This window comes from Bacillus sp. FSL R5-0712 (genome assembly GCF_038593285.1).
GTDB classification, from domain to species: domain Bacteria; phylum Bacillota; class Bacilli; order Bacillales; family Bacillaceae; genus Bacillus; species Bacillus safensis.
Window position 1 is genome coordinate 3,571,128 of record NZ_CP151981.1, and the last position, 12,216, is coordinate 3,583,343.

The window sequence follows — 12,216 nt, forward strand, 5'->3', positions numbered from 1 at the left end:
GGCTGCTTCTTTTACGCTTTTGACAGGTCAACATGAATTCTCCCTTGTCTTAAAACAATGGTCATTTGCGTATCAGGGGTCATTAAATTTTCTAAAATGTCCGCTGCCGTTTGAAGCGCAATGTCCATTCGGTTGATCTTTTCCTTTTCTTGTTCCGAAAACGCTTCTGGATGTGCGGTCATTTCTTTGACTAGCCTCAGCACTTGTTCATGCTGCTTTTCTGTTTGTTGATATATGGCATCATATAAGTCGTCTGGCCTGCTGCTCATTTCACATCACCTATCTTTTTTTATGTGTTAAATCGCATCTTCTTTTGTTTTCTTGAAGACGAACCACTTACTGGCGACATAATTGACCACCACAATCACAAAGTTGACGAGAATTTTTGCGACGGTTTCATTGAGCGCCATTTGGCTCACAAATAAAATCATCAGCCCCAGATCTACACCTAGAGACATGAGACGGACACTAAAAAATGAAGAAAGCTCACGCATGAGGCTTTTTATGTCACGAGCCTTTTGCTTGAAGACATACTTCTTATTGGTGATATAAGCAAAGAGAACAGCAAATACCCATGAAACAACCGTAGCTGTTTTGTAATCCATGGAAAACATCTCAACGAATAAATAGAAGCTGACGATATTGACAATGGTTGTACACACACCCATCACAAGATACATGACAACTTCTTGATACTTTTGAAAAAGGCTATACATGTCTTTCTTCATTCCTTCTTGGTGGTTTCTGTTTCTTTTAGAATACCATCTTGAGAAGAACTTCCCAAACGAACAATATGTATGTCCTGCAAAGATGAAATTTGTTCTACTCGATGGCAAATGTCAACGCAATTGGTTTATATGAGTCAAATGTTTTAGGTCTTTATCATTATTTTAATTTATAATCTTTCAACTGACTTTACAATTGTTTATTATTAGAAGTAAGATTTCAATATTTATGGGTTTTTTAGTCATTTTTTTAGGGACGTGGTAGGTGATAGATTTTACAAAATAGGTTAAATGTCATCATTTTTCGACAAAAATTTATTTTGCGCTGTTTTCAACCACACGTACAGTTACTAGACGGTTTGTTCAAGTCATTGGTTGCAGTGAATATGTCTTATTGAACTGGAGGATATTATGGATACGCAAGTGAAAAGAAGAGTTGACGAAGAGTGGGTTTATTTGATTCAGGAAGCGAAAAAAATTGGACTAGGCATCGAAGAAATACAAGCTTTTTTAACATCCAACGGTGATCAGAAGATGATAAACAAACCGTAAATCAACGCCGTTATCCTTTGTCTTTCAGACTGCTTTGGCTATAAGTTCTGACCTGTCAATTGACCTTTTGAAAATCCTTTCATGACGATACGCTACAATAATTGAACACCTCTCCATACCAATCCCTTCACTCAATGGGGTTCTGTCTTTCTATATTAGGAGGACAGTCCATTTCCTGTTCTTTATATGATCCCTTTTTAGCCGCCATTCATGAAAATTGTCCTTCTCTCGTTATAAAACCAAGCTGCTCACCCATATATTAAGCATGAAAACAACGAGAAAGCAGAAAGGTGGGTAGAGCGTGAGTTCAGATTCCCTTTCGTATTATCACCAAAAAAAGGATCAGTATTATCATGGGGTAAACCCGGTCATCGTCAGCCGTATTCGCGCGGAATGGACGTCTTTATTGGATATCGGATGCGGCACAGGCAAGCTTGGAAAAGTCCTGAAACAAAAGGGCCGGACCATTTATGGCATTGAGTCATTTGAAGATGCAGCAAAAGAGGCGGTACAAGAGCTGGATCATGTTCTCTGCGGAAACATTGAACAGATGGCTCTCCCTTATCAACATGAACAATTTGACTGCATTATTTTCGGAGACGTCCTCGAGCATTTATTGGACCCTTGGGCCGTTTTAAAAAAGGTGAAACCCTTCCTTAAAAAAGAGGGTGCCATCCTGTCATCTATTCCAAATATCGGCCACATTTCAACGGTTTTAGAATTACTAGCCGGCAGATTTACTTATACAGATGCAGGGTTAATGGATCAAACACATTTACGTTTCTTCACCCTTCATGAAATACATGCACTCTTTCATTCAGCGGGTTTTCGCATTCGCGAATTCGAGGCCATTCGCGTAAAGCATCCTTCCTATGCAAGCGTGTTGAATGATCTACATGAATTACTCATGAAACACGGCATTCGTTCTGATTTTCACGAGTCTGCTACAGCCTATCAATATGTGGTCGAGGCGGTTCCATTTCATGAGTAATCCGACGATTCTGTTTGTTTTATGTGTGAATGATGAATCGATGTTTCAAGCTTGCTTCCGGCAGCTCGCTTCACTTCCGGCTCCCCATGGATACCATGTGGAGGTCTTACCAATTAGACATGCATCAAGTATGACCTCTGCATACAATGAAGCCATCACTCATCCAGCTCAGTTTAAAATTTATCTTCATCAGGATACCTTGATTGTCAAACAGCATATGCTGCTTGAACTCATCCCGCTTTTTTTACAAAATCCATCACTTGGCATGGTTGGCGTGATTGGAGCAGAAAACGTGCCTGACAATGGAATTTGGTGGGAGAGTTCTGATTGCAGGGGAAAAGTCATTGAATATCGTCACGACACCTATCAGCTGCTTTCGTTTGAAAGAGACCGTCAGCAGCCCGAAGCGCAAGATTATATCAAAGCTGCGGCCATTGATGGTCTATTCATGGCAACACAATATGATGTGAGGTGGCGTGAGGACCTCTTTGACGGCTTTCATTTTTATGATGTCTCGCAGTCCTTTGAATTCACTCAGAAGGGCTATGAAGTTGGGATTGCAAAACAAGAAGAGCCTTGGTGTATTCATAAATGCGGAGATCATTTTGACGCAGAAACATATGAAAAAGCGAGACAAACATTTCTTGCAAATTATCGATAGAAAGCACCCTTTTCGGGTGCCTTTTTTATGATATACTGTCATAAACAGCCAGATCGTCTCATATGCATTGGAGTACCTTGTCCCTAATTCGTACAAAGGAGGAAACAATGGCAGACAAAAAAGTTCATTATAAGAAGGTTGCCGCTTCAGAGGATTTTCGAAAACTTCTTGAGGAAAAACGCAGATTTATCGTACCGATGACGATTTTCTTTTTTCTCTTTTACTTTTCACTTCCAGTTGCTACATCCTACTTCACCTTTTTGAACACGCCGGCAATTGGCGCGATCTCATGGGCTTGGTTATTCGCCCTCACACAATTTGTCATGACCTGGGTTTTATGTGGACTTTATGCGAAAAAAGCAGCTAAGTTCGACAATTATGTAAGCGCTTTAAAAACTGAATCAAGAGGTGATGACGAATGAGCATGACCGCTTTTATTTTGTTCGTAGCGATCGTAGGGCTCACATTGGTCATCACATATTTTGCTGCGAAAAAAACAAGCAATGCGAGTGATTTTTACACAGCAGGCGGGGGTCTGACTGGGTTTCAAAACGGCCTTGCCATTGCTGGAGACTATATGTCTGCTGCATCATTTTTAGGGATTGCTGGAATGATCGCGTTAAACGGATTTGACGGCTTTTTCTATAGCATTGGTTTTCTAGTAGCGTATCTTGTTGTTCTTTACGTTGTGGCTGAACCGCTTCGAAATCTGGGAAAATATACGATGGCCGATATGATCGCTGCACGTTTTAAACGCCCTGCCATCCGAGGGGTTGCCGCCTTTAATACCATTACAGTTTCCACTTTTTATATGATTGCACAGCTCGTTGGAGCAGGTGCATTAATCAAGCTGCTTCTTGGCATTGATTACTGGATCGCGGTGCTAATCGTAGGTGTCCTGATGACCATTTATGTCGTGTTTGGCGGCATGATTGCGACCAGCTGGGTACAGATCACAAAGGCTGTGCTTCTCATGCTTGGGACTTTAATTATTTCTCTGCTTGTGTTTGCAAAATTTGATTTTAGTCTGCTGAAGATGTTTGAACAGATGAAAACTGCAACCCCGCTCGGCGAATCGTTTCTTCACCCGGGAAATAAATATGATGTGCCTTTAGAAACCCTGTCTCTTAACCTCGCCTTAGTGCTTGGGACAGCAGGTTTGCCACATATTTTGATCCGTTTTTATACAGTAAAGGATGCGATTTCTGCGCGAAAATCGGTTCTTTCTGCTACTTGGATCATCGGGATCTTTTATTTAATGACGGTTTTCCTTGGCTTTGGCGCTGCTGCCTTTGTTGGAACAGAAGCGATCACGGCAGCAGATGCAGCAGGGAATATGGCCGCACCTCTTCTGGCACAAGCCCTTGGAGGAGATTTATTATTTGCCTTTGTTTCCGCTATCGCCTTTGCAACCATATTGGCAGTGGTGACTGGGCTTGTTTTATCCGCCGCATCTGCTTTTGCCCATGACTTTTATACTCAGATTATCCGCAAAGGAAAAGCGAGTGAGCGGGAGCAAGTGAAGGCGGCGCGCTTTGCTTCAATCGGCGTGGCGATCCTCTCTATCATTCTTGCATTATTTGCCCAGTCCTTAAACGTCGCTTTTCTTGTGTCTCTTGCCTTCGCAGTGGCGGCAAGTGCGAACTTACCTTTGATTATCTTCACTGTTTTTTGGAAACGATTTAACTCTACGGGTGCCATCGCAGGAAGCTTAACAGGCCTTCTGAGCGCACTGATCATTGTCTCGCTCAGCCCAAGCGTCTGGGACCCGTCAGGAGCAGCCATCTTCACAGGAGAGCCGCTCATCCCGCTGTCGAACCCTGGGATTATCTCGATTCCACTCGGATTCCTTGCCGCCTACTTAGGCACGATATTCTCTTCTGAAAAAGCAGATGAAGACACCTTTACAGAAATTCAAGTAAAGGCACATACAGGCATGCATATGGATACTGATTCATAAGGAAAAGCCGGCTGCTCAGCCGGCTTTTTAGTAGCGCTGGAATAACTCTGGGTTTTTCGGAACGTTTTCTAAATAAACGATCTTCCCTTGGTCGTCCAGCTCTGCGATATCAATTCCTTCTGCTGTATAGACACGGCCATCCGAAAGCTTTCCGCAAACGGCCCAGTTTGTTTCATACTTTCCGTCTTCTCTTTTCATCCACCCATCCCACATATGCTTAATGTCTTCATGCACGTGGAAAAATGTGTTCAAAAACTGTGTGAACGCTTGAATTCCAGGCTTTTGGGCGCCATTTAAGACAATCATGACATCGTCAGAAAACAATGCCAGCAATTCATCCAGCTGCTTCTTCCCTTTTCCTGCTTCATCATATCGGCGAAAATACGTATCGAGCACTTCCATGTTCATTCTCCTTTATTTACCTGTCATTTCGAAAATAATAAAACTAATGTGATTGTACACAATTGTTTCTCTCCTGTCTATTTTTCCAGACATAAGAAAAGACATGAATTGATCCAATCCATGTCTCCTTCAGGTTAAAGGGATGCTTTTTCTGTTTCAACAATTGATTTCAGCTCTTCTGCTGCTTTTTTTGGATCGGCGCTCTGGCTAATAGCACTAATGATGCTTATACCGTCTGCCCCAGCTTGTATCACTGGTGCAGCGTTATTGTATGTGATCCCTCCGATACCTACAATCGGAATTTGAAGGGCATGACGGCGGACTTCAGTGATCAAAGACACACCCTGGACACTGCGTGTATCCTTTTTCGTTTCCGTTGGATAGACTGGGCCCATCCCGACATAATCTGCTCCGTCCTTCATGGCTTGTTTCACTTCATTTAGGTTATGCGTCGACACGCCTAATATTTTATTCCCGATCCTTTCTCTGACGTCTTTTGCGTTTGTGTCTTCCTGTCCAACATGAACGCCATCTGCATCAAGATCAATCGCTAGCTGTACATCATCATTCACAATAAAAGGAACATTTGCTTCGTGGCAAAGCGCTTGAATTTGACGAGCCAATTGTTTCTTCTCTTTACCTTGCAAGGCTTTTTCACCCTTTTCACGAAATTGAAACATGGTGATTCCGCCTTGAATGGCCTCTTTCACAACATCAAGCGGCTGCCTCGTTGTATTCGTTGTGCCCATAATAAAATAAACCGATAATTGCTGTTTGATTAGCTGTTGATCAGCCTTTGTCATGTGAAACTCCCCCTAATTTCCCTAGTGTCAGCACATCTTCGCCGGTTGTGTGTGATAATGCATTTAACAATTCCATTTGAAAAGTTCCCGGTCCTTTATCCTTTGCGCTCAGAGCTGCCCTTTCAGCGGCGACACCATAAAACAGCAATGCAGCGGCCGACGCATGAAGCGGCTGTTCACCTACTGCACAAAATGCCCCAATGACAGACGTCAGCAAACAGCCGGTTCCCGTCACCTTGGTGAGCCATTCATGTCCATTATGAATGGACAGGACCTCATCTCCATCTGACACCACATCGACTTTCCCTGTGATTACCACTATTGTCTGAAGTGCAATGGACGCTTGTTTGGCTAATGCCGATACATCTCCATTCGCCGCTTTCGCATCAACACCTTTTGACTCCCAGCCATCCACTCCAAGTAAATGAGCCACTTCAGCAGCATTTCCTCTGACAACGGTCATTTTCACTTTCTCTATCAGCTGTTTAGCGGCATTCGCTCGAAACGTTGTCGCACCGACGCCGACAGGATCTAACAAAACAGGTACACCTTTTTCATTGGCGGCTTGTCCAGCGAGTATCATAGCTTCCACCGTCTCTCTAGTCAGTGTGCCAATATTAAGCACAAGTGCATCCGCTAATTGCGCCATTTCAGCCACTTCTTCTTTGGCGTTTGCCATGACTGGCGAAGCACCTAAAGCAAGCAGTCCATTCGCTGTAAAATTCGTCACGACTTGATTGGTGATATTATGAACGAGTGGATTTTTTTCTCGAACCTTCTCCAATAAATGAGACGCGCAGCTTGTTTTCATCCGTATCGTCCTCCCTTTTACTCTGCATCCCACACATAGGATTTCGTATGCTTTAACCATTCTCTTGCCGCAAACGACAAATAGCGGTCTTTACGCCAAATGACACCTAAATGCCACGGGATCGACGGGTTTAGAGAAATGACCTTTACCTTTTCAGGATCAAGATCACGGCAGATTCGTTCTGGCAGAAGTCCAATCCCTAAGTTTTCAGCTACCATTTCACTAATGAAATCCCACTGAGACGTTTCATAAATGACATTTGGCCGGAATCCCGCATTCATACATTCATTCAAAATCCGGCTGTGCAGAACAAAATCTTCTCTAAAGAAAATAAAAGACTCTTCCCTTAAATCAGCTAAATGTACCTCCTCACGACCAGCCATCGGATGAGATGGATGCGTCACGAGCTTCATGTTCTCTTTAATAATGGTGTACGTATGAAAAATTTTATCATTTGCAGGCAGAACAATGACACCAATATCAAGCGACCCATCCTCGACCCCTTCCTCTACTTTAATGGAGCCGTGCTCAACCAATTGAAATGTGACATCTGGATATTGCTGGCGGAATTCCCCCATGACATTCGGGAAGAAACTTGACCCAATCATCGGCGGCAGTCCGATTCGAATATGCCCTTTTTTCACATTCATTAAATCATTTAATTCGTTCGTTAAATTCTGAAATGACTGTGCGATTTCACTCGCCTGTGTATACATGGTTTGGCCAGCATCTGTCATTTCAACCTGCCGGCCATTACGGTAAAATAACTGCACCCCCAGCTCATCCTCCAGGTTTTTGACCATCTTGGAAATGGTCGGCTGCGATACGTAAAGGGACTGCGATGCTTTCGTGAAGCTCTTGAACCTTGCCACTTCTAAGAAATATGTTAAATGTCTGATGTCCACCTGATTCATCCTCCCTATAGACAAAAGGAATAATTACTATTCGATATATGTATTTTACCTATAACTGAACGTGCTGTACACTTTAAAGTAAGCTCATCACTTGGAACGTTGTCATGTTTTTGTGAAACACTGAACAATTTATATAGAAAAAGGAGTGAACAGAAAGTGAAATTGCTCAAAACGCCGCTGATTGCTGCCCTTCAGATTATGGCCTTGTTTATTTTTGCGAAATTCATGAATGTGCTGGCGGCCTTTTTGCATTTAAGAATTCCGGGCACGATCTTAGGCATTCTTGTCATTTTCTTATTACTTCATTTTAAGATCATTCAATTAAAATGGATAGAACTTGGCGCCGTATGGCTGCTCGGAGAACTGCTGCTTTTCTTTATTCCATCAGCAGTTGGTGTCATTGATTATGGAAAACTGCTTTCTCAATCTGGCACAAGTATTGTCCTTGTCGTCTTAATTAGTACGTTTGTGGTCATGCTCTCAACTGGTATCATGACGCAAATGATTGCGAAACGAAAGGAGCGGAAAAAACTATGTTAGTTGGCGGACTATTTCTGATTTTAACAGTTCTTTTATATCTCGGATCAAAAGCGGTGTACAAACGGCATCCGAAGGTCTATGTCTCCCCCTTACTTGTGACTCCGCTTGTCCTTGTCGTCTTGCTGTTAATCGTCAACATTCCTTACGATGCTTATAATCAAGGCGGGAAATGGCTCACAAATATGCTGCAGCCTGCGACTGTTGCTTTTGCCATTCCTTTATATAAGTATTTTCATATCCTGAAGAAGCATGCAGTAGAAATTATTTTGAATGTGGCTTGCGGCTCTGTTATTGCGATCTTATCAACGGCATTTATCGCCAAGTTGTTTCATCTGGACACAGGCCTTATTGAGAGCCTTGTCCCAAGATCGGTTACAACACCTGTAGCAATGAGTGTGTCAGAAATGATCGGCGGCATGCCGTCCGTTACGGCCGTGTTTGTCATTTTAACCGCACTGTTTGGGTCGATTATCGGTCCAATGGTGATCCGTTATTTCCGCATCGATAATGACATTGCCATGGGCGTCCTGCTTGGAACAGGTGCACACGGTGCAGGAACATCGAAGGCCTTTGAAATGAGCTCCGTCTCAGGGACGATCTCAAGTGTATCGATGATTATTTCAGCCATTATTACATTATGTGCAGCACCTATCCTTATGTCGTTTGCCTTATAAAAAAAGCCATTCCTTATCGGAAATGGCTTTTTCTTATGCTTGTATGAAGACAACCTTTAAATAGTTTCCTTCGGGATAATTCTTCGTTGTACGGAAATCCTCAGGAAGTGTATATTCTTCAAGTATCCGATAGGTTTGCCCTGATTCTTTAAAAGCCTGAGCAATAAACCCTTTAAATTTCTTCATGCCAAATGCACTGCTATTCGTTGATGCCACAATGACGCCGTTCTCAGCTGTAATTTGGATGGCTTCTTTTAATAGCTTCTTATAATCCTTCACCGCACTGAATGTGTGCTTTTTCGTTCGTGCAAAGGAAGGCGGGTCTAAGATGACGAGATCATAGGTCCAGCCTTTTTTCGCTGCAAACGGAAAATATTTAAAGACATCCATGACTTTGATATCCTGCCCGTCCACATCAATACCATTGACTTCAAACTGCTCAGATGTTTTTTTCAAGCTGCGGTTTGCAACATCCACACTTGTCGTACGGCTCGCTCCGCCAAGCGCAGCTGCTACTGAGAAAGCGCCTGTGTAAGAAAACGTATTGAGCACAGTCTTTCCTTTTGCATAACGGTCTCGGATCGCTTTTCTCACATGACGCTGATCAAGGAAAATACCCGTCATCGCGCCATCATTTAAGTAAACCGCCACGTTCATGCCGTTTTCTTTCACGATGAGAGGAAATTCACCTTTCTCTCCCTTCACAAAATCATCATCTTCTATGTACTGTCCAGATGTATCAAATCGTTTCTTTTCATAAATGCCTTTATAGTCTGGATATACGTGCTCAAGTGCAGCCAATACATCTTCCTTTAATGTATAGACTCCTTCGCTATACCATTGGATGAGATAGAATCCGTCATAATGATCAATTGTGACGCCGCCAATTCCATCACCTTCTCCGTTGAAGACGCGGAAAGCAGTCGTCTGTGCATCACGAAATAAATGCGTTCTGCTTTTCGCTGCCTGCTCAAGCCTAGAGACAAAGAAAGCTTGATCTATTTTTTCGTTCGCATCAAAGGTTAGTACCCAGCCGATTCCTTTATTTTGTACACCATAATACCCTTTTCCTAAAAAAGCGCCCCGCTCATCTACCCATTCAATGAGCTCGCCTTCCCGTACACCGTTCACATGCGATACTGCATCTTTGGAAATGAGCGGATATCCTTTTTTCACTTGTTCCGCAAATGTTTGTTTTAATGAGATTTTTTTCATTTGTGTCATCCTTATCCTAAATTGACTCTCTCTATCCTACCATATGAATGTATACGTTACTTCTATTATGATAAGATGAGGAGAAAAATATCAACATGACATAGAGGAGGCACTTCGTTTGACGACATTACGCTTAGATCATACAGGTATTATGGTTTCAAATATTGATCAGTCGATTGATTTTTATGAAAAAGTGGTGGGCATGAAATTAAAGGACCGCATCACTCATACAAATGGAGTGATTGAGCTTGCCTTTCTCGGTTTTAAAGATGAAACCGAAACGGAAATTGAACTCATCCAAGGCTACAGCAGTGACCTGCCATCTGAAGGGAAGGTCCATCATCTCGCTTTCACAACAGACAATATTCATGCTGAATTCAATCGTATTCAAAAGCTGCAAATTGAATTAATTGATGAAGAAATCACGACATTACCAAATGGATATTGCTACTTCTTTTTCAGAGGTCCAGACCAAGAATGGATCGAATTCTTCCAGCGCTAATATTTCCTAGGAAATGGGGCAGCTAAATCTATCTTCCACTTATTCATAAAGAAAAGAGTAAGAGCATATACATGCCCTTACTCTTTTTTATAACACCTTACTAAGAAATGATTTTGTACGCTCATGCTGCGGGTTCCCAAAGAGAGCTTCCGGTTTGTCTTCCTCGACAATATATCCGCCATCCATAAAGATGACACGATCTCCTACTTCTCTTGCAAAGCCCATTTCATGTGTGACCACAATCATTGTCATGCCTTCGACAGCTAATTGTTTCATTACAGCTAATACATCCCCCACAACCTCAGGATCAAGAGCCGATGTTGGCTCATCGAATAATAGTACTTTCGGGTCCATTGCCAAGGCTCTTGCAATGGCGACACGCTGTTTTTGTCCACCAGATAATTGATTAGGAAAGCTTTGAGCTTTGTCTTTTAAGCCGACTTTTTCAAGCAAGTCTAACGCTTTTTCGACTGCTGCCTTCTTCTCGATGCCTTTTACCTTGATCGGTGCAATCGTGATATTTTCTAAAACGGTTTTATGAGGGAATAAATTAAAATGCTGAAACACCATGCCTACTTCTTGTCGTACTTTATTGATATTCACTTTTGGGTCTGTAATCGTGTGTCCGTGGACAACGACTTCTCCAGCCGTGATATCTTCTAATTTATTGAGGCATCTTAGAAACGTGCTTTTCCCTGATCCAGAAGGACCAATGACACACACTACTTCCTTTTCCTCGATGACTGCATTAATATCCTTTAACACTTCGTGATCGCCAAAGGATTTCTTTAAGTTTTTCACCGTAATCATACTCATTTGATATCAAATCTCCTTTCTGCGTAGCTAGCCAGTAGAGAAAGTAAATAAATGATCACGAAATAAATGACACCGACAATGAGCCAGACATTCAATGGATCAAATGTAGCCGATGCTTGAACTTGTCCTCGCTGCATAATATCGGCAATCCCGATAATAGATAAGAGAGATGTATCCTTCAAGCTGATGATGGCTTGGTTTGTAATCGCTGGAAGCATGCGGCGGAATGCCTGCGGAAGGACGATAAAGCGCATGTTTTGCCCCCCTGTAAAGCCTAAAGAGCGCGCAGCTTCTGTTTGTCCTTTATCAATAGACTGAATCCCTGCACGAATAATTTCTGAGAAATAAGCTCCTGCATTAATCGCTACTGTAATAATTCCTGCAGGCACTCGATCAAGTGAAATGAATTCAAGTGTATTTAAACCAAAATAAATGAAGAATAGCTGTACGATAAATGGTGTACCTCGAATGGCATTCACAAAAACGAGTGCGATGAAATTTAAGATTTTAAATGGTGACAGACGGAATAATGCCACAATTAAACCGATGATAAACCCTAAAATGATGGCAACAACAAAGATATATAAAGTGGTTTGCAAACCATCCATTAAATACGGAAATGCATTAATAATAGTATCCATGTTTCTCCC

17 protein-coding genes are annotated in these 12,216 nt (G+C 42.3%); 8 read left to right on the top strand and 9 right to left on the bottom strand.

Annotated elements, in window-relative coordinates; all coding sequences use genetic code 11:
* Positions 1–11: 11 nt before the first annotated feature.
* On the bottom strand, positions 12–269 hold the full coding sequence (locus NSU11_RS18440; protein ID WP_135031470.1) for a hypothetical protein: 258 nt from the start codon (positions 267–269) through the stop codon (positions 12–14).
* A 27-nt stretch (positions 270–296) separates the two neighbouring features.
* Positions 297–680 carry a GtrA family protein gene (locus tag NSU11_RS18445; RefSeq protein ID WP_024423843.1) on the bottom strand — a complete coding sequence of 128 codons (384 nt, stop codon included), beginning with the start codon at positions 678–680 and terminating at the stop codon, positions 297–299.
* A 456-nt stretch (positions 681–1,136) separates the two neighbouring features.
* Here NSU11_RS18445 and NSU11_RS18450 point away from each other — a divergent pair, with 456 nt between their 5' ends.
* The 5 genes from NSU11_RS18450 to NSU11_RS18470 all read left to right on the top strand — a co-directional run bounded on the left by NSU11_RS18450 (position 1,137) and on the right by NSU11_RS18470 (position 4,889).
* Positions 1,137–1,277, top strand: a complete 141-nt coding sequence (locus tag NSU11_RS18450) for an anti-repressor SinI family protein (protein ID WP_008345506.1) — start codon at positions 1,137–1,139, stop codon at positions 1,275–1,277.
* A 301-nt stretch (positions 1,278–1,578) separates the two neighbouring features.
* Positions 1,579–2,268 carry a class I SAM-dependent methyltransferase gene (locus NSU11_RS18455; RefSeq protein ID WP_342493714.1) on the top strand — a complete coding sequence of 230 codons (690 nt, stop codon included), beginning with the start codon at positions 1,579–1,581 and terminating at the stop codon, positions 2,266–2,268.
* Entirely contained in the window at positions 2,261–2,929 is a 669-nt protein-coding gene (locus NSU11_RS18460; protein WP_024423844.1) for a glycosyltransferase family protein, read from the top strand. The genes NSU11_RS18455 and NSU11_RS18460 overlap by 8 nt, the downstream gene beginning before the upstream one ends.
* Before the next feature lie 107 nt (positions 2,930–3,036).
* Positions 3,037–3,351, top strand: coding sequence for a DUF485 domain-containing protein (locus NSU11_RS18465; protein WP_024423845.1), 315 nt, complete (start codon positions 3,037–3,039; stop codon positions 3,349–3,351).
* A complete protein-coding gene (locus NSU11_RS18470) occupies positions 3,348–4,889 on the top strand; it encodes a cation acetate symporter (protein WP_342493715.1) in 1,542 nt (513 codons plus the stop codon). Before NSU11_RS18465 ends, NSU11_RS18470 begins: the two co-directional genes overlap by 4 nt.
* A gap of 27 nt (positions 4,890–4,916) precedes the next feature.
* Here NSU11_RS18470 and NSU11_RS18475 read toward each other — a convergent pair whose 3' ends face one another.
* The 4 genes from NSU11_RS18475 to NSU11_RS18490 form a co-directional block, all read right to left on the bottom strand.
* Positions 4,917–5,291: a nuclear transport factor 2 family protein gene (locus tag NSU11_RS18475; protein ID WP_024423847.1), complete on the bottom strand. Its 375-nt coding sequence runs from the start codon at positions 5,289–5,291 to the stop codon at positions 4,917–4,919.
* A 134-nt stretch (positions 5,292–5,425) separates the two neighbouring features.
* Entirely contained in the window at positions 5,426–6,094 is a 669-nt protein-coding gene (gene thiE, locus NSU11_RS18480; protein ID WP_024423848.1) for a thiamine phosphate synthase, read from the bottom strand.
* The gene (gene thiM, locus NSU11_RS18485) at positions 6,081–6,905 is read right to left on the bottom strand and encodes a hydroxyethylthiazole kinase (protein WP_342493716.1); all 825 of its coding nucleotides are present in this window, start codon (positions 6,903–6,905) and stop codon (positions 6,081–6,083) included. The genes thiE and thiM overlap by 14 nt, the downstream gene beginning before the upstream one ends.
* A gap of 17 nt (positions 6,906–6,922) precedes the next feature.
* Positions 6,923–7,810, bottom strand: coding sequence for a LysR family transcriptional regulator (locus tag NSU11_RS18490; protein WP_024423850.1), 888 nt, complete (start codon positions 7,808–7,810; stop codon positions 6,923–6,925).
* A 165-nt stretch (positions 7,811–7,975) separates the two neighbouring features.
* Between NSU11_RS18490 and NSU11_RS18495 the strand changes: the two genes are divergently transcribed.
* On the top strand, positions 7,976–8,359 hold the full coding sequence (locus NSU11_RS18495) for a CidA/LrgA family holin-like protein (RefSeq protein ID WP_024423851.1): 384 nt from the start codon (positions 7,976–7,978) through the stop codon (positions 8,357–8,359).
* The gene (locus tag NSU11_RS18500; RefSeq protein WP_024423852.1) at positions 8,353–9,033 is read left to right on the top strand and encodes a CidB/LrgB family autolysis modulator; all 681 of its coding nucleotides are present in this window, start codon (positions 8,353–8,355) and stop codon (positions 9,031–9,033) included. The genes NSU11_RS18495 and NSU11_RS18500 overlap by 7 nt, the downstream gene beginning before the upstream one ends.
* 33 nt (positions 9,034–9,066) lie before the next feature.
* On the opposite strand, the gene NSU11_RS18505 is transcribed toward NSU11_RS18500, so the two are convergent.
* Positions 9,067–10,248 carry a class I SAM-dependent rRNA methyltransferase gene (locus NSU11_RS18505; RefSeq protein WP_171464781.1) on the bottom strand — a complete coding sequence of 394 codons (1,182 nt, stop codon included), beginning with the start codon at positions 10,246–10,248 and terminating at the stop codon, positions 9,067–9,069.
* Positions 10,249–10,366: 118 nt separating this feature from the next.
* Between NSU11_RS18505 and NSU11_RS18510 the strand changes: the two genes are divergently transcribed.
* Positions 10,367–10,750: a VOC family protein gene (locus NSU11_RS18510; protein WP_024423854.1), complete on the top strand. Its 384-nt coding sequence runs from the start codon at positions 10,367–10,369 to the stop codon at positions 10,748–10,750.
* An 87-nt stretch (positions 10,751–10,837) separates the two neighbouring features.
* Here NSU11_RS18510 and NSU11_RS18515 read toward each other — a convergent pair whose 3' ends face one another.
* Positions 10,838–11,566 (bottom strand): amino acid ABC transporter ATP-binding protein, encoded by a 729-nt coding sequence (locus tag NSU11_RS18515; protein ID WP_024423855.1) that lies wholly within the window; start codon positions 11,564–11,566, stop codon positions 10,838–10,840.
* Complete coding sequence (locus NSU11_RS18520) at positions 11,563–12,207, bottom strand: amino acid ABC transporter permease (RefSeq protein ID WP_024423856.1); 645 nt, start codon at positions 12,205–12,207, stop codon at positions 11,563–11,565. Before NSU11_RS18520 ends, NSU11_RS18515 begins: the two co-directional genes overlap by 4 nt.
* Between the last annotated feature and the right edge of the window lie 9 nt (positions 12,208–12,216).

Bases quoted from the DNA above. Each gene is read 5' to 3' on its own strand.
- NSU11_RS18440 (WP_135031470.1), bottom strand. From the start codon at position 269: ATGAGCAGCAGGCCAGACGACTTATATGATGCCATATATCAACAAACA.
- NSU11_RS18445 (WP_024423843.1), bottom strand. From the start codon at position 680: ATGTATCTTGTGATGGGTGTGTGTACAACCATTGTCAATATCGTCAGC.
- NSU11_RS18450 (WP_008345506.1), top strand. From the start codon at position 1,137: ATGGATACGCAAGTGAAAAGAAGAGTTGACGAAGAGTGGGTTTATTTG.
- NSU11_RS18460 (WP_024423844.1), top strand. From the start codon at position 2,261: ATGAGTAATCCGACGATTCTGTTTGTTTTATGTGTGAATGATGAATCG.
- NSU11_RS18465 (WP_024423845.1), top strand. From the start codon at position 3,037: ATGGCAGACAAAAAAGTTCATTATAAGAAGGTTGCCGCTTCAGAGGAT.
- NSU11_RS18470 (WP_342493715.1), top strand. From the start codon at position 3,348: ATGAGCATGACCGCTTTTATTTTGTTCGTAGCGATCGTAGGGCTCACA.
- NSU11_RS18475 (WP_024423847.1), bottom strand. From the start codon at position 5,291: ATGGAAGTGCTCGATACGTATTTTCGCCGATATGATGAAGCAGGAAAA.
- thiE (WP_024423848.1), bottom strand. From the start codon at position 6,094: ATGACAAAGGCTGATCAACAGCTAATCAAACAGCAATTATCGGTTTAT.
- thiM (WP_342493716.1), bottom strand. From the start codon at position 6,905: ATGAAAACAAGCTGCGCGTCTCATTTATTGGAGAAGGTTCGAGAAAAA.
- NSU11_RS18500 (WP_024423852.1), top strand. From the start codon at position 8,353: ATGTTAGTTGGCGGACTATTTCTGATTTTAACAGTTCTTTTATATCTC.
- NSU11_RS18505 (WP_171464781.1), bottom strand. From the start codon at position 10,248: ATGAAAAAAATCTCATTAAAACAAACATTTGCGGAACAAGTGAAAAAA.
- NSU11_RS18515 (WP_024423855.1), bottom strand. From the start codon at position 11,566: ATGAGTATGATTACGGTGAAAAACTTAAAGAAATCCTTTGGCGATCAC.
- NSU11_RS18520 (WP_024423856.1), bottom strand. From the start codon at position 12,207: ATGGATACTATTATTAATGCATTTCCGTATTTAATGGATGGTTTGCAA.